Origin of the sequence: Bartonella henselae str. Houston-1 (genome assembly GCF_000046705.1) — a bacterium.
Lineage (GTDB): Bacteria > Pseudomonadota > Alphaproteobacteria > Rhizobiales > Rhizobiaceae > Bartonella > Bartonella henselae.
Genome location: NC_005956.1, coordinates 1,894,601 through 1,912,165 on the forward strand (window position 1 = coordinate 1,894,601; position 17,565 = coordinate 1,912,165).

At 38.9% G+C, this 17,565-nt stretch carries 14 protein-coding genes; 3 read left to right on the forward strand and 11 right to left on the reverse strand.

Translation table 11 applies throughout. From position 1 onward, the window contains the following. Positions 1-4 precede the first annotated feature (4 nt). The 7 genes from mnhG to AYT27_RS08600 form a co-directional block, all read right to left on the reverse strand. Positions 5-415, reverse strand: coding sequence for a monovalent cation/H(+) antiporter subunit G (mnhG, locus tag AYT27_RS08570; protein ID WP_011181402.1), 411 nt, complete (start codon positions 413-415; stop codon positions 5-7). After that, positions 412-693 (reverse strand): K+/H+ antiporter subunit F, encoded by a 282-nt coding sequence (locus tag AYT27_RS08575; protein ID WP_011181403.1) that lies wholly within the window; start codon positions 691-693, stop codon positions 412-414. Before AYT27_RS08575 ends, mnhG begins: the two co-directional genes overlap by 4 nt. Beyond that, positions 690-1,175: a Na+/H+ antiporter subunit E gene (locus AYT27_RS08580; RefSeq protein ID WP_011181404.1), complete on the reverse strand. Its 486-nt coding sequence runs from the start codon at positions 1,173-1,175 to the stop codon at positions 690-692. Before AYT27_RS08580 ends, AYT27_RS08575 begins: the two co-directional genes overlap by 4 nt. Next, a complete protein-coding gene (locus tag AYT27_RS08585) occupies positions 1,172-2,794 on the reverse strand; it encodes a monovalent cation/H+ antiporter subunit D (protein WP_011181405.1) in 1,623 nt (540 codons plus the stop codon). Before AYT27_RS08585 ends, AYT27_RS08580 begins: the two co-directional genes overlap by 4 nt. Next, the gene (locus tag AYT27_RS08590) at positions 2,794-3,135 is read right to left on the reverse strand and encodes a Na+/H+ antiporter subunit C (RefSeq protein WP_011181406.1); all 342 of its coding nucleotides are present in this window, start codon (positions 3,133-3,135) and stop codon (positions 2,794-2,796) included. Before AYT27_RS08590 ends, AYT27_RS08585 begins: the two co-directional genes overlap by 1 nt. Further along, a complete protein-coding gene (locus AYT27_RS08595; RefSeq protein WP_011181407.1) occupies positions 3,135-6,056 on the reverse strand; it encodes a monovalent cation/H+ antiporter subunit A in 2,922 nt (973 codons plus the stop codon). The genes AYT27_RS08590 and AYT27_RS08595 overlap by 1 nt, the downstream gene beginning before the upstream one ends. 189 nt (positions 6,057-6,245) lie before the next feature. Continuing rightward, positions 6,246-6,731: a BA14K family protein gene (locus AYT27_RS08600; RefSeq protein WP_011181408.1), complete on the reverse strand. Its 486-nt coding sequence runs from the start codon at positions 6,729-6,731 to the stop codon at positions 6,246-6,248. Between the two features lie 168 nt (positions 6,732-6,899). Here AYT27_RS08600 and AYT27_RS08605 point away from each other — a divergent pair, with 168 nt between their 5' ends. The 3 genes from AYT27_RS08605 (at position 6,900) to AYT27_RS09025 (ending at position 10,230) form a co-directional block, all read left to right on the forward strand. Beyond that, positions 6,900-7,997: a carboxynorspermidine decarboxylase gene (locus AYT27_RS08605; RefSeq protein WP_011181409.1), complete on the forward strand. Its 1,098-nt coding sequence runs from the start codon at positions 6,900-6,902 to the stop codon at positions 7,995-7,997. 56 nt (positions 7,998-8,053) lie between these two features. Beyond that, complete coding sequence (locus AYT27_RS08610) at positions 8,054-9,286, forward strand: saccharopine dehydrogenase family protein (RefSeq protein WP_011181410.1); 1,233 nt, start codon at positions 8,054-8,056, stop codon at positions 9,284-9,286. A gap of 791 nt (positions 9,287-10,077) precedes the next feature. Further along, on the forward strand, positions 10,078-10,230 hold the full coding sequence (locus tag AYT27_RS09025; RefSeq protein ID WP_155245613.1) for a hypothetical protein: 153 nt from the start codon (positions 10,078-10,080) through the stop codon (positions 10,228-10,230). A 276-nt stretch (positions 10,231-10,506) separates the two neighbouring features. On the opposite strand, the gene AYT27_RS08620 is transcribed toward AYT27_RS09025, so the two are convergent. The 4 genes from AYT27_RS08620 to AYT27_RS08635 all read right to left on the reverse strand — a co-directional run bounded on the left by AYT27_RS08620 (position 10,507) and on the right by AYT27_RS08635 (position 17,504). Then, positions 10,507-10,689: a DUF4102 domain-containing protein gene (locus tag AYT27_RS08620; RefSeq protein WP_236087008.1), complete on the reverse strand. Its 183-nt coding sequence runs from the start codon at positions 10,687-10,689 to the stop codon at positions 10,507-10,509. Positions 10,690-11,814: 1,125 nt separating this feature from the next. Then, positions 11,815-13,221 (reverse strand): dihydrolipoyl dehydrogenase, encoded by a 1,407-nt coding sequence (gene lpdA, locus AYT27_RS08625; protein WP_011181412.1) that lies wholly within the window; start codon positions 13,219-13,221, stop codon positions 11,815-11,817. 32 nt (positions 13,222-13,253) lie between these two features. Continuing rightward, positions 13,254-14,474 (reverse strand): 2-oxoglutarate dehydrogenase complex dihydrolipoyllysine-residue succinyltransferase, encoded by a 1,221-nt coding sequence (gene odhB / locus AYT27_RS08630; RefSeq protein WP_011181413.1) that lies wholly within the window; start codon positions 14,472-14,474, stop codon positions 13,254-13,256. Between the two features lie 30 nt (positions 14,475-14,504). Next, the gene (locus tag AYT27_RS08635; protein WP_011181414.1) at positions 14,505-17,504 is read right to left on the reverse strand and encodes a 2-oxoglutarate dehydrogenase E1 component; all 3,000 of its coding nucleotides are present in this window, start codon (positions 17,502-17,504) and stop codon (positions 14,505-14,507) included. Between the last annotated feature and the right edge of the window lie 61 nt (positions 17,505-17,565).

Below are 17,565 nucleotides of genomic sequence, written 5' to 3' on the forward strand. Positions count from 1 at the left end.
AACTTCAAAAACCGCACTGGCTTTCATCGCATGATGTTTTTTCTGATTCGGACAATTTTTCTTGCGTCTGATGCAATAAGAGAGCCAGCGGTTTTTCTGACTGATCTTCTGAATGGTGTCGATAAGCCGCTGCCTGTGAGAGCAATATAGAAGCTACCGGTGCTGTCAAAAACAAAAAAAACATCAGCAATATTTCACGAAAAGCAAAACAATAATCTACAAAAGTTGCATAAAGAAACGAAGCAATAAGAATACTGCCAACGCCCCAACTTGTAGCCACCGAAAGCATATGTAAACGCTTATAAAAACTGGAAAAACGCACCAAACCTATTGTTCCAATCAGTGTCAGTCCCGATCCTAATATTAAGAAAACAGTGATAAAAAGAGCAACTATAAGCGATATCTCATCCTTCATTCAATAATTTCTCCGCGCATTAAAAATTTTGCCAAAGCAATACTTGAGACAGGACCTAACAGCCCAATAATAAAAGCTGCTACAAAATAAATGGTTGTTCCTGAACGGATATCGAACGTAAGAAATAAAAGAATAGTGGTTATATAAAGAGCATCCAAACCAACAACACGATCCTGCGCCCGAGGACCACGAATCAACCGAAACAGTGCGAAGATCATCGCCAGACTTAAAAAAAACTGCGAAAGGAAAATCCCCCAATAAAGGATTACTATACTCATGAGAAAATCTCCAAAAGTAATTGCTCATACCGTTGCTTGATTAACTGTTGGTAATCATATCTGTTTTTTAAATTTAAGACATGAAGCAAAAGTTCACCATTTTTTCTATTATAAGCAATCCAAAAAGTTCCTGGAGTTACCGAAAGGATGCAAGCTAAAAGAGCTAACGCAGTACGGCTCTCAAGCGAAAGAGGCACAACAATAAAACCTGATTGCTGTTCTCGAGACTTTTTTGTTACAATGAACCACGCCACGGCAATATTTGAAATTATAGAATCAATAAACACATGAAAAATCAGGCGAAAGACCGCACTCCAACTTTTAATGGTAACCTTTTCCAGTTCAAGAAGCCGCATCATCCAGCTACAAAATAAAGCAATTATAATACCTAAAAGCAATTGACCTAAATTAAAACCATTTAAAGTCAGCCACATAAAAACAATGACTGCACTGAAAAAAGGAAATAGACAAAAATATTTCATTGATTCATCTCCCTATTTTTGAGAGAAAAATCATCTAAAACACTTCCAATATAGTTCCGGGGTTCATACAAAGTCTTAGCAGTTTCAGACATATAATGACTAACAGGACCGGCTATAATTGTTATAAGAACACACAAAGTAAGGAGAACAGCAATAGGTACAAATTCGATCACCTGCACACGCGGAACTGTACCTTCATGAGACACCCAAAAAGTTCGAATACCCGTTCGTGTCAGAGCAATTAAAGCTGCAAAACCAGAAATGGTAACAAAAATCACAAAAAGCCAATCATAATGAACCGGTAAAGAAGCAGCAAAATCTTCTTTATTGTGGTTTAAGATTGCCATAAACATCATAAATTTAGCAATAAAACCAGAAAAAGGTGGTAGACCAATAATCAAAATGGCACAGATACCAAAACAGACTCCAAGAATTGCCAAAGTTACCGGCAAATAAGTACCAACTTCATCCTCTTCCTCTTCTTCATCGTCACCATAGACTTCCATTGTAACAGTTAAAACATTGGCAGCCACATCTTGACAGCGTTCAACCAACTCCACCAAAAGAAAAAAAGCACCAAAGGCTAAAGTTGAAGAAACAATATAAAAGAGTGCACCTGCTGTGAGTGCTATATTGCCGATCCCAATGGTTGCCAACAAAGTACCAGAAGAGACAAGAATGCTATAAGCCACCAAACGCACCAAAACTTGGCTCGCCAAGACCCCAATAAAACCAAAAGCCATAGTGGCAAGTCCACCATAAAATAAAACCATTTTACCAAAATGACTAAAATATTCACTTTCAGGACCAAACCATAGCAATGTCAGACGTAAAACAATATAAATACCCACCTTGCTTAAAAGTGCAAAAGAAGCTCCAACGGGTGCTGCTGCGGCACTATAAGTCGGCATCAACCAAAAATTAAGTGGCCACATACCCACTTTGAGTAAAAAAGCAATCCCCAAAAGCGCCGCGCCTATTTCAAATAAAACAATATCCGCAGAGGTTATATGTTTCATTTTTACAGCCAAATCGGCCATATTAAGAGTACCAACGATTCCATAAATGAGTGCCGTACCAACTAAAAAAAACAACGAAGCAATAAGATTAACGACGACATAATGCAATCCTGCACGTACACGTAACTGCCCAGAGCCATGCAACACAAGCCCATAAGAAGCCGTTAACATAACTTCAAAAAACACAAATAAATTGAACAAATCACCTGTCAAAAAAGCGCCGTTTATTCCAACCATGAAAAATTGCATCAGTGACTGAAAATGAGGACCAGCTTTATACCAATGAGCCTGTGCAAAAACCAACGCGGCTGTGATCAACAAGCTGGAAAGTAAAAGCATCATAGAACTTAAACGATCAAGGACCAACACAATTCCAAAGGGAGAAGGCCAATTGCCAAGCCGATAAACATCGGCAGCCGGCGCAACTTTAAGAGCATGGATAATCAATAAAACAGCAACAATGACTAATAATCCGGTAGAAGAAATGCTGATTAATGATTTAAGTTTTGAACGGCGTTCATCATAGAAAAGGAGAAGTGCTCCAGTAATTAATGGCAAAAGAATAGGTAAAATAAGGAGATGATTTACTCCAATTTTCATCACTGCACCTCACGTCCATCAACGTGATCTGAACCCGTTAAACCGCGTGAAACCAGAAGGATAACCAAAAATAAAGCTGTCGTTGCAAAACCAATAACAATCGCAGTTAAAACCAAGGCTTGTGGGAGAGGATCGACATAATTAGCTGGATTAATAACAGTGGCAGGATCAACAATTGGCGCAGCGTTACTACGCGGTCTACTCATTGAAAACATAAAAAGATTGACACCATAAGAAATTAAAGACAAACCAAGAATGACTTGAAAAGTTCGTGGACGCAAAACAAGCCAAATTCCTGATCCAACAAGAACACCAATGCTTAAAGAAAGAATAATTTCCATTAATTTTCCTTCTCTTTCAAAAGAGGTTTCTTACCGATTCGGTAACTACGAATTGACTGGTGTGCAAGGGCAATCAAAATAAGAACTGTTGCTCCCAACACAAGAGAAAACACACCCAAATCAAATAAAAAAGTAGATGATACAGGAATGTTTCCAATCAGTGGCAAATGCGTATCTTGAAAAAAGGAGGTTAAAAAAGGATACCCAAAAAGCAACGCCCCCATTCCCGTTAAGACTGACAACAACAAGCCAAAGCCCATCCAACGTAAAGGCAAAACCTTCAAATGGTTTTCCACCCAACGAATATCACGAGCAAGATATTGCAAAATAAAGCCTATCGCTAAAGTCACACCACCGACAAATCCACCTCCTGGAAGATTATGTCCCCGCATAAATAAGTAAACTGAAAAAGCAATAATAATGGGAAAGAGCCACCCCATAACAACAGCAGGAATAGTGAGATAATTGAACACTGTATCTCCCACATTTTGATCAGACCGTGCCATATCAAAAGCTTTCTGAATACGTTGTTGAAAAGGCGCATTAATACTTTCAGGAGCAGGACGAAACCGCCGCAATAGTGCAAAAACAGTGAGGGAAACAACACCCAAAACGACAATTTCTCCCATAGTATCAAAGCCACGGAAATCAACCAACAACACATTTACAACATTACGACCACCAGCATTCGAATAAGCATTCGTCAGAAAAAAATCAGAAACTGTCTGACCTTGAGGTCGTGTCATCACAGCAAAGGATAGCCAAGCTACACCAGCGCCTCCCACAAGTGCTATGATGAAATCACGCATACGGCGCAAACGTACAAAAAAGCGAACAGGGGTTGGAGCAGAATCATATAAACGCTTAGGCAACCATCGCAAACCAAGCAATAACAAAACAACAGTCACAACCTCAACAACCAATTGCGTTATTGCCAAATCAGGCGCAGAAAGCCATAAAAAGGTTGCACAAGTCATCAACCCTGCTCCCCCCAACAGCATGAGTGATGCAAGACGGTGAAATTTTGCTTGCCAAGCAACTAAAAGCGCGCACGATACCCCAACCAACCAAAGGGCAAGAAAAGGAAGATCAAACGGGAAAAGTGGTAATGAACCTGCTGAAATGAAACCATCAGACCAAAGCAAAAGAGCAACAAATGCAAAACACATCAAGAAAATCCAGTGCAACTGTATCTGCAAACGACGTGTTGATAAAACAGATTCCACCGCACGCGCCCATTTCCAAGAAATAATCACGAGAATGCGTTCAAAAATACGGGGTCCGTTTAAGTGACGAAAAAAAGGTGCTCCATCATCACAGGATAAAAAATAACGATACCCGACAACATAAAGCAATGCACCTCCTAATAAAGCCACAAAACTCATCATTAATGGAGTATTAAACCCATGCCAAACAGCCAAACTATAAGGAACTGTCATTGATCCTAAAACAGAAACAACTGCATTATCCAAAATAGGCCCGATTGTTAAATGAGGCATAATACCAACCGCTAAACAAACAAATACCAAAAGTTCCATTGGAAGACGCATAAAATGCGGTGGTTCGTGTGGAGTTTTTGGTAAATTGACAGGTTTTGGTCCTAAAAAGACACCATGAATAAAACGTATAGAATAGGTAACACTAAAGAGGCTAGCGAGCGTTGCCACATAAGGTGCAATCCAATCGAGCCATGATTCCATATGTTTTTCAACAGCTTCAGCAAAAAACATTTCTTTTGATAAAAAACCATTCAGCAAAGGAACTCCAGCCATTGCTGCGCTCGCCACCAAAGCGAGAGTTGCCGTAATAGGCATAGAGCGATAAAGACCTGTCAGTTTACGCATATCACGCGTCCCTGTTTCGTGATCAATAATACCAGCTGCCATAAATAAAGAAGCTTTAAAAGTAGCATGATTGGCCATATGAAAGATCGCTGCAACACATGCCTGTGGACTCCCAAGACTTAAAAGCGTTGTAATCAATCCAAGATGACTAATAGTTGAATAAGCAAGAAGACCTTTCAAATCTTGCTGAAACATAGAAAAATAGGCGCCAAGCAGCAATGTCGAGAGTCCTGAAAAGCCAACCAGCCAAAACCAAGATTCTGTCCCCGATAAAACTGGCCATAAACGAACAAGCAAAAACAGCCCAGCCTTCACCATTGTTGCCGAATGCAAATAAGACGAGACAGGGGTAGGAGCAGCCATCGCATGAGGCAACCAAAAGTGAAATGGAAACTGTGCACTTTTCGTTAATGCTCCCAATAAAATACAAATAAAGATAGGACTATAAAGAGAGCTTGACCGAATCAGATCTCCAGATTGCAATATTTTATCCAAATCAAAACTGCCAACGATATATCCAATCAATAATACCCCAATAAAAAGGACGAAACCACCAAAACCTGTGATTGTTATAGCCATACGCGCACCATCACGTGCACTTGCATTATGGTACCAATAGCCAATCAACAAAAAAGAAAAAATACTGGTGAGTTCCCAGAAAACTACTAAAAAAACGAGATTACCTGATAAGACTATTCCTGTCATTGATCCCATAAAGGCCAAAAAAAAGGAAAAAAATCGTGGTACAGAATCAGCCGGATCCATATAATAGCGTGCATAGACGACAACAAGCAGCCCAATTCCTGTAATGAGTAAGCAAAAAAGCCATGACAACCCATCCATACGGAGGATCAAATTACTCCCCCACTCTGGAAGCCAAGAGATATCTAGACGCACCATACCGTTTGCGTGAACCGCTGGATAAAGCATTATTGTAAAAAGAAGGCTGAAAAGTGCAATGACCCCAGCAAACCACGCTTCATTATTTTTTGCTGTCGAACGAAAAAAGCCAATAACAGCACTTCCACAAAAGGGAAGCAAAACAAGCAATATCAACATTGCTTCCCGTGTTGTCATTTTTCAAACTCCATCCTGCCTTTAACATTTTGTCGATGACAAAATGAAAATTTGCATTATCACCTCCCCATCTAGCATTTACGACAATAAGATTTAATAAAACTTAAAAGCAGTTAAAATTTTCACGAAACAACCGTTAGATGAAAAAACTGTCCCACATGCAAAGTGCCTTAAAGATTTTTCATTGTTCTATCTCTTAAAAAAGCGAGAAAGACACTGCTTACGAGGTCCATAATAAGGCTGATAGCTATTGTCATTTTCATTGTAAGAACGATAACGCGCACGACAAGAATCAAGATGTTGTTTAAGCATCCATGGTTCTTTTTCTTTCAAAGAAGAAATCAAAAGCATTCTTTGCGAAGCTGATCTTTCTTTTAAGGGCACGTGCTTTGCGTTTAGATGGGGAAATGCAACGAATGCCGTTTCAGGATACCACCAATCATCACTATATTTACGATAACCACGTCGATAATGACGATAGCCTTTGAAACCATTAAGTTCCCTACGCCCTGTAACAATCAAAGGAACTGTATTCTCTTGAACAGAAAATGGGTAAGATGCCCTCACTTCAGGATCACTTTTTTGCGCAGAAACAATGATATTGGTTACTATTACGAAAACACTTCCGATAAGTGTAATAATCAAAGCATAATAAAAACTCTTCATCATAGGCATAATACAAATCTCACAAAAACGGAACCAAAATTAGATTACAAAGAGTATTTTCATCACAAAACGATACGTAGATTCTCTTTTACGATTCTTTTTCGCTTGAGACATTCTGCTACTCCATGTACTAAACGTTAGTCTCAAGAATAAGATCCTTCAAAAAGTGGATAAAAAATGATTAAAACTCCCTATTATCTTATCGATAAATCTAAACTCATAAGGAATATGGAAATTATCGCTCGTTTACGAGAAATGTCGGGAGCAAAAGTTTTGCTCGCTTTGAAATGCTTTGCCACATGGAGTGTTTTTGATTTAATGTCTAAATACATGGATGGAACGACCTCATCTTCCCTTTATGAACTCCGTTTAGGAAAAGAAAAGTTTGGCAAAGAAACCCATGCCTATTCAGTAGCTTGGGCAGATTATGAAATTGATGAAACCTGTAGTTATGCAGATAAAATTATCTTTAACTCCATCCAACAGCTTCAACGTTTTGCCAATGTGACAAAAACCATCCAACGGGGTTTAAGGTTAAATCCAGGAATCAGCGCATCAAACTTTGATCTTGCCAATCCCTCTCGCCCTTTTAGCCGCTTAGGCGAAACCAATCAAAAGGCTATTAAAGAAGTTTTGCCCCTTATAAACGGCTTAATGATTCATAATAATTGTGAAAATGCTGATTTTAATCTTTTTGACCAAATGCTGAAGCATATGGAAGAAAGATTTGCAGAACTCTTTGCTGCGGTTGACTGGATAAGCCTTGGAGGTGGAATTCATTTTACAGCTGAAAATTATCCTCTAGAAACTTTTGCAGAACGCTTAAAACATTTTTCAAAAACTTATGACGTCACCATTTTTCTAGAACCAGGAGAAGCCGCCATCACCAAAAGCACGACATTAGAAGTAAGTGTGCTTGATACATTGTATAATGAAAAAAACCTTGCCATAGTTGATAGCTCAATAGAAGCTCATATGCTTGATCTTTTAATCTATCGTGAAAATGCAAAACTAGAACAAAATCAAGGTCCCTATGAAATCATGGTTTGTGGAAAATCTTGTCTTGCTGGTGATATTTTTGGAACATTTCGGTTCCCTGAACCTCTCAAAATAGGTGATAGATTATCTTTTCAGGATACTGCAGGCTATACAATGGTTAAAAAGAACTGGTTTAATGGCGTTACAATGCCAGCCATTGTTATTAAAGAGTGTAATGGAGCTCTAACAATTCAACGTCAATTTAGTTATAATGATTATCAAAAAAGCCTTTCATAATTCAAATCTACAAAAAACCATCATGCGGCAATATTAATGAAGGAGATAACCTAAAAATGAAGAAAAATATTCTCATTATTGGTGCTGGAGGTGTTGCACAAGTTGTTGCGCATAAATGCGCCCAAAACAACGATATTCTCGGTGAAATTCATATCGCTTCACGAACACTCAAAAAATGTGAAGCAATTGTTGCATCCATTAAAAATAAAAAAGCAATGAAAGTAGAAGGCATTCTCAAAAGCCATAAACTCAATGCAATGGATGTAGGAGAAATTGTACAACTCATCCAAAAAATCAAATGCGAAATTGTTATCAATGTTGGCTCTTCTTTTCTTAATATGTCTGTTCTCTCAGCCTGTATCGAAACTAAGTGCGCTTATATCGATACTGCAATTCATGAAGATCCTTTGAAAATTTGTGAAACACCTCCTTGGTATAGCAATTATGAATGGCCTAGGCGTCAAGAATGTGAAAAAGCTGGTATAACTGCCATTTTAGGTGCAGGCTTTGATCCAGGCGTCGTGAATGCTTATGCAGCTTTAGCGAACAATGATTATTTCGACAAAATCACAGATATTGATATCATTGATATTAATGCCGGAAACCATGGACGTTGGTTTGCCACCAACTTTGATCCAGAAATTAACTTTCGCGAATTTACAGGACAAGTATGGTCATGGCAAAATAAAAAATGGACTTCCAATCAAATGTTTGAAATCAGCCGTGAATGGGATCTCCCGGTTGTTGGAAAACAAAAAGCCTATATGACGGGACATGATGAAATTCATTCATTATCCAAAAATCTTGATGTTCAAAATATCCGCTTCTGGATGGGGTTTAGTGAACGTTATATTACTGTTTTTACTGTTTTGAAAAAACTAGGGCTCTTATCCGAACAACCAATTAAAACGGCAGAGGGGCAAGAAATTGTTCCTTTAAAAGTCGTAAAAGCCGTCTTACCTAATCCCTCTTCTTTAGCGCCAGATTATACAGGAAAAACCTGTATTGGAGACCTCATTAGAGGTGAAAAAGATGGAAAACAAAGAGAAGTTTTTATCTATAATATAGCTGATCATAAACAAGCTTTTAATGAAACCGGTGCACAAGCTATTTCCTATACAGCGGGTGTACCAGCAGCAGCAACTGCCCTTCTTATTGCCACTGGCAAATGGGATGTTAAAACCATGGCTAACGTAGAAGAACTACCACCGCATCCTTTTCTCAAATATCTCGATTATATGGGGCTTCCTACCTTTATAAGAGAACAGCAAGAAGAGAAAAAATTATAATTTTAAATTTATTCTTTATAGACTAACGAGAGATGCAGAAAACCGCTCCTAAAAAGAGCGGTTTTTTAAAAAACAGACAAGATATTGATTTATAAAGATAATTCATCGCTTTGCAATTTGAATGAGAACTCCGAATATCCTAAGATCTTCTCATTTCAAACACTCTCATCGTGAATCACTCAAAACCATTCTCTTGCATGTTACAAAAAGGGGGCGGGGCGGCGTGCGGATAAAAACAACTTAAAAAAATAAAAATGCCCCTTATGAACCATCTTAAGTACCAAGGGCTGTCACAACATTTTGCGCTAACCAAGAGAATAACAGTGCCGACTTACTCCTTCATAAGCATAAAGAGGGTAGTGCACAACGGATTTCCCATTATATCCTTCACAAAAAACGCCGTCATCATCGTGAAAGGAGCTTAGGTGTGCTGGATGTCTCTTTAAAACAAGTGTGTGAATGAAATACAGAATGATGTCCTGTTTTACGTTGAGGCATATGACCCTATTAAGAACATGAGAAACAAAAATGTGAGGCAATGCGCACTCTCCATTATTGAATAAGATATTACTCTTCAATGCTTTTGAAAGCCGTAAGCCGAATTAAAGGGTGATGATAAGGCTGGGAGCTGGTTTCTATCTGTACAACTTCATATTCTTCCCCAATGAGGCTGTTGCCTTTTCAGAGATTATACAAATAGATATACGCAATGTTCTTCCGATCTGCATACAAAAGCTGCAACAGCAGAGAAAGCACTAAACTGCCTTAATCTTTATCTCAAACACGCTGCTGTGCTAGGTTTAGATATTGATTTACAAAAAAAAGAAAAAGCACGAGCTTTACTAAGAAAACAAGGTGATAAAACCACTAATAGACCAGCTATGGATTGGAGAGATATTCCGGCTTTTTATCAGACACTGAGTAAAACGATAACAATGACATAACTGGCTTTGCATCTTCTTATCCTTACAAGTGTTCGTACAAATCCTTTGTACCATATTCATAAAATCAGATTGACGGCGCTATACAAACTAACCCTACTGAGAATATGAAAGGAAGGCGTGACACTATAATAGAATTTCGCATACCTTTATCATCAGAAGCTCTAAAAACTTTGGAACAAACGCTTCTGCTTTCTTGCAATAATTTCTTTTTTTCTACAACAGGTCTTGATCCTATTGCAGCAAAACAGAACGCCATTGGGTTGCCAATTCACGGATTTATTTTAAAGAGACATCTCTTAATGTATCCAAACCCATTTCGCGACGGCATCTATGAAGGATATAACAATAAATCCATCGGGCACCATCTTCTTTACAATTATGACGCTTCAAGCCAGCAGCATCATACCATTTTACCAACTCAAAATATTGCACCAACCCTTGGCACTTAAGACGATTCATAAGGGGCATATTGACTCCTTGTCTTTAATAGTTTTTATCCACACGCTCATCCCATTTGTAACATGCACGCGAATGATTTTGATTAATTCAACATGGAAAGATTTGAAATGAGAGAATCCTGCGGCATTCAGGGTTTTCATTCAAGTTGAACAATGCTAAATTATCATTATAAATCAATATGTTGTCCGTTGTTCACTTGCTGCAAATTGCATGGTAAAATATACTACAACATATCAACCCACAAAAACAAAAAGCACCTTTAATGCTTCTTCAAGAATCATAACAAAAATTCCTAAAAAACTTCTCTCACTCTATGCACTTAATTCTCTAAGCCGAAGGACCATTGAAGCACCCCCCATAAAAGAAAAAACTTTTTTATCAAATCGCCAAAATAGATGTCTGAAATTTTTAATTTCATTAAAAAAGCAATCTCTAAAAAAATATACATCACTCTACCGCAATTTTTTCTTAGTTAAAGAAAGCAGAAAAACAGAGAGGTTATTTTTTTCTTACTCATTCTCTTTATGCTCTGAAACAGAATTTTTAGCGGTAATAATTTTTTATATCCTGATCTCCTTCAAAAAACTGAGGATACTTGGATAATATCATTCCAATCATCAAAGTGAGAAGAAAATGTAAAGCCTGGCTAAATTCACCACAGCATGAAACTTTTAAATACGATTTTAGCTTGCTTTTTGCCAACACTTCTCTTTTCACGCTGACCTCAAATTACCGTGCAGGGTAAATTTGAGCCAGGCTCGTATCAATCTCCACAAAGTTAGCCATCATAATCCACAATGCCTTTGGCAACCGCTTTCAAAACCGAATATGAGATTCTCTTCGAACAAAGAGGACTCATAACGTTTAGAAATGATATAATCTCTTGCCTGAAGATAAAGGGAAACCTTCATCTTTGAGCGCATATTTAAAAAAAGAAGAAACACCTTTAAAAACACGACAGGGAAATTTTTAGCCCTCACGCAAATATCAGAAGTTTATCTTAAATGCTAAACTCTTTTGCCGATTCCTTTACTTGAGAGAGAACTTGCCCTTAGTAACATACCTGTTACAAATGGAATGTTACCAACTCTTCTACTCTCAAGTTTTAACGAAGGTTCACAGAAACTAGATATGAAGGGGTTTAGCAAATGTTGCCAAAGCTGCTTCGCGCACTGCCTCTGATAAAGTAGGATGCGCATGACAACAACGTCCCAGATCTTCTGATGAACCACCAAATTCCATTAAAACTGCAATTTCATGAATCATTTCACCAGCACCAAACCCCAAAATATGTCCGCCCAAAACCCGATCTGTCTTTTTATCAGCAAGAATTTTAACAAATCCATCACTCTTTTGCATGGCACGCGCACGACCATTGGCCATGAAAGGAAATTTTCCAACATTATAATCGATACCGGCTGCTTTAAGTTCTTCTTCTGTCTTGCCTACACTAGCAATTTCTGGCTGTGTGTAAACAACACTAGGAATGACATCAAAATTAACATGTCCCTTTTGACCCGCTAAAATTTCTGCCACAGCAACGCCTTCTTCCTCTGCCTTATGTGCCAACATTGGTCCTTTAACGACATCACCAATCGCATAAACTCCTGGAATATTCGTTTGCCAATGCGCATCAATTGTAATAAACCCCCGTTCATCCAACTGAACACCAGCCTCTTCCAAGCCAAGTCCTTCTGTATATGGAAAACGTCCAGTAGCAATAAGCACGACATCAGCTTCTAGAGTTTCAGAAGGACCACCCTTAACAGCCTCAAAAGTCACCTGAGCAACTGAACCAGATTGTGTAATAGCTGTTACTTTTGCACCAATCTTATATTCAATTCCTTGTTTTTCCATTATTTTTTGGAATTGCCGTGAGACTTCACCATCCATTGATCCTAAAACTTTATTAAGATATTCAATAATGGTAACTTTAGCCCCTAAACGGCTCCAAACCGAACCAAGCTCTGAACCAATAACACCAGCGCCCACAACAATCATACGCGTTGGAACTTTTTCAAGAGCAAGTGCTCCTGTAGAGGATACAATAACCTTTTCATCAATTTCAACATTCACACCCGGAATGCCTGAGCTCTCTGAACCAGTAGCAATAATAATATTTTTTGTTTCAATCGTTTGTTTGTTACCATCCCTTGCAACAACTTCGATCTGACCTGCGTTTAAAATTTTGGCAGTACCAAAAAAAGTGTCAATTTTATTTTTCTTCATCAAAAAAGAAACACCACTCGTATTTGCAGTGACAACAGCTTTTTTATGCGCCATCATTTGTTCAAGATTAAGCTTAGATTTTGCAATAGAAATACCAAGCGTTTCAAAACCATGTTGCGTCTCAGCAAAGACTTCTGAAGCATGCAACAATGCTTTAGAAGGAATACAGCCAACATTGAGACATGTACCACCTAGTGTCATACGTTTTTCAATAATCGCTGTTTTAAGCCCCAACTGTGCTGCTTTGATTGCTGCCACATAACCACCTGGACCTGCCCCGATCACAACTACATCATAAGACATCTGTTTTTCCTTTCATCCTGAAAACTGTACTTTTACAAGTCAAGAACCAGGCGTTCCGGATCTTCTAAACTTTCCTTAACACGCACAAGGAAAGTGACAGCCTCTTGTCCATCTACAATACGGTGATCATATGAAAGCGCCAGATACATCATGGGGCGAATGACTATTTGCCCGCCAACAACCATTGCTCGTTCTTTAATCGCGTGCATTCCCAAGATACCGGACTGTGGTGCATTTAAAATCGGTGTCGACATTAACGAACCATAAACACCCCCATTGGTAATGGTAAAAGTTCCACCTTGCATATCAGAAACCGCTAATTTTCCATCACGAGCAAGACGCCCCAAACGACCAATTTCCTTTTCAATCTCTGCTAACGACATCTGATCTGCATGACGCACTACCGGAACGACAAGTCCTTTATCCGTTCCAACAGCAATTCCAACATTGACGTAATTTTTGTAAACAATATCCGTTCCATCAATTTCCGCATTAACAGCAGGAAGTTCTTTTAATGCATGACAAACAGCCTTGGTAAAAAATCCCATAAAGCCGAGTTTAACACCATGTTTCTTTTCAAAAAGATCCTTATAACGCTTGCGCAAATCCATCACAGCCGACATATCAACCTCATTAAATGTAGTTAACATTGCTGCTGTATTCTGTGCATCTTTAAGACGACGCGCAATTGTTTGACGCAATTTTGTCATACGAACCCGCTCTTCATGCTTTTCTTGAACAAGAGAAGCCGAAGAGGAAGCTGCAGAAACAGATGGCGCTTTTACTTCTTGTTCTAAGACACCAAGAACATCTTCTTTGAGGATTTGTCCACGTTTTCCAGAACCTGAAATATTGCTTTTTGCAATATTATTTTCAGCCATCAATTTTGCTGCTGAAGGAGAGGGCGGCATTGTATCTTTCTGCATTGCACCACTGGAAGAAGACTGCTTCAATTCAGATGGCACTTCTGGAATAGGCGTAGCAGAAGGTGAAAATGATTGGGAAATACCAGCAGCTCCAGCTTCCACTAATCCTAACAGAGCTTTTACTTCAACCGTATCACCTTCTTTTGCGATGATTTCAGATAATTTTCCTGCAACAGGCGAAGGAACCTCAACGGTTACCTTATCAGTTTCTAATTCAATCAAGGGTTCATCCACAGCCACAGCTTCGCCAAGCTTTTTAAACCACTTACCAACTGTCGCCTCAGTAACTGATTCGCCTAAAGTAGGAACACGGATTTCAGTAGTCATAATATTTTTCCATACATCAGAGTAATTAAGTTAAGAACCTAACGCGTCTTCAAGAAACGCGGCAAGCTGTTCAGCATGTTGTACCATCAATCCAGTGGCTGGTGAAGCACTCGCAGGACGCCCAGCATAGCGTGCACGAGAATATTGGGCATTAATATGCGTCAAAACCCATTCCAGATAAGGCTCAATAAACGACCACGCTCCCATATTTTTTGGCTCTTCTTGACACCAAATAACCTCTGCCTGTAAGAAGCGAGACAATACATCTACCAAAGCTTTGGCTGGAAAAGGATAAAGCTGCTCAACGCGCAATAAATACACATCATCAATTCCCCTTTTTTCACGCTCTTCATAAAGGTCGTAATAAACTTTGCCTGTACAAAGAACAATGCGGCGAATTTTATTATCTTTTTGCAATTTAACCACAGAATTTTTGAGAACTTCTGCATCATCAAGCAATAAACGATGAAAACGTGTCTCTAATCCCATTTCATTGAGGAAAGAAACCGCCCGTTTATGACGTAAAAGTGATTTTGGTGTCATCAAAATTAATGGCTTACGAAAATCACGTTTAATCTGTCGACGCAAAATATGAAAATAATTTGCAGGGGTTGTACAATTAGCAACCTGCATATTATCTTCCGCACAAAGTTGCAGGAAACGTTCCAAACGTGCCGAAGAGTGCTCTGGTCCTTGTCCTTCAAAACCATGAGGTAACAAACAGACAAGACCGGACATACGAAGCCATTTGCGCTCTGCAGATGAAATAAATTGGTCAAAAATGACCTGTGCACCATTAGAAAAATCACCAAACTGTGCTTCCCAAAGCGTTAATCCCCGTGGTTCAGCAAGGGAATATCCATATTCAAAACCAAGAACAGCTTCTTCAGAAAGCATAGAATTAACCACCTCATAAAGTGCCTGTCCCTTTTGTAAATTATTTAAAGGGATATAACGCGCTTCATTTTCTTGGTCATAAAGAACTGAATGACGTTGTGAAAAAGTTCCACGTTCAACATCCTCACCAGAAAGACGAACTGGTGCTCCTTCTAAGCAAAGCGAACCAAAAGCCAAAGCTTCAGCCGTTGCCCAATCAACCCCCTCACCGGTTTCAAAAATTTTAGCACGATTGTTTAAAAAGCGTTGAATTGTTTTATGAACATGAAAATCCGCTGGTATTTCGACAAGTTTTTCACCAATTTCCTTTAAAGTTTTTAAATCAACCCCCGTCGTTCCACTATGTTGCTCATCAACGTTATTGGAAGCTTTAAGACCCGTCCAGCTACCATCAAGCCAATCAGCTTTATTTGGCTTATAAGAAGTACTTGCTTCAAGCTCAACTTCAAGTTTATCACGCCATAATTTCTTTTGCTGTTCAATCTCTTCTACAGTAATCACCCCTTCTTCTATCAACTGATCACCATAAAGCTGAAGAGTCGTTTTGTGGTTACGTATAGCCTTATACATAAGCGGCTGTGTAAAGGAAGGTTCATCGCCTTCATTATGCCCATAACGACGATAACAGAACATATCAATTACCACTGGTTTATGGAAAATTTGACGAAACTCTGTCGCTAATTTTGCAACAAAGACAACTGCTTCGGGATCATCACCATTCACATGGAAAATCGGTGCATCAATCATTTTTGCAACATCTGATGGATAAGGTGAAGAACGCGAAAAGCGTGGATTTGTTGTAAAACCAATCTGATTATTGATAATAAAATGAATTGAACCCGCAACGCGATAACCTTTTAGACCAGAAAGACCAAAAGTTTCTTGAATAACACCTTGTCCTGCAAAAGCAGCATCACCATGAATAAGTAAGGGCAAGACCTTTGAACGTTCACTTAATGGCAGTGTATCAGTGCGTGTAGGCCCAATAAGTTGGTCTTGTTTAGCGCGTGCCTTTCCAATAACAACAGGATCAACAATCTCAAGATGAGATGGATTAGCCAAAAGCGATAAATGAACTTTTTTACCATCAAATTCAAGATCAGCCGAGGTTCCCAAATGATATTTGACATCACCCGAGCCCTCTACATCATCGGGCTTATAAGACCCCCCTTTGAATTCATGAAAAATAGCCCTATGTGGCTTTGCAAGAACTTGAGAAAGAACGTTTAAACGACCACGATGGGCCATTCCTAAAACGACTTCCTGCACACCCAAAGAACTACCGCATTTAATAATCTCCTTAAGAGCAGGTATCAGCGCTTCACCACCATCAATCCCAAAACGCTTTGTCCCTTTATATTTAGTGTCTAAAAACTGTTCGAACCCTTCCGCTTCAATAAGCTTATTAAGGATCTCTTTCTTACCTTTTTGCGTAAAGGCGATGTGATTATTTGGTCCTTCAATACGCTCTTGAAGCCATGCTTTTTGAACAGGATCAGAAATATGCATATACTCTATACCAATTGTTGAACAATAGGTACGATTAAGGATTTCAAGCATCTGTGGAATCGTCGCGTATTCCAGTCCTAAAACATTATCAATAAAAATTGGACGTTCATAATCAGCAGGAGTAAAACCGTAAGCTTCTGGAGAAAGTTCTTTGTAATCTTCAATCTTTTCCGCCAACTGAAGAGGATCGAGTTTTGCACGAAGATGCCCCCGTGCTCGAAAAGCACGAATCATCATAAGCGCATGAATAGAATCACGCGTTGCTCGAATAATGTCTTGTTCGCTAGAGATTCTTCCTTTTTGCACAGCACCGGTTGCTGCTTTTTCTTTTAATTTATCACCAACATGCTTTTCAAGAACAGGCCAATCACCATCGAGAGCAGAAACAAGCTCACCATTTGCCTTTAATGGCCAATGATCACGTTGCCACGTAGCGCCTTGAGCATTTTTGAGAACATCTTCTTTTTTATCCTGAAGGTTTTCAAAAAAAGTACGCCACTGTGAATCCACACTGGTGGGATCTTTTTCATAATCGGCATAAAGTTGATCTATATAATCGGCATTTCCACCATACAGAAACGACGTTTGCGCAAAAAGACTATTTATTTCGTCTTGCCTTGCCATCTATCTCTCCGGAAAATCTATTCCGTCTCCTTACATTCTTTTGCAATCTTTAAATGCTTAT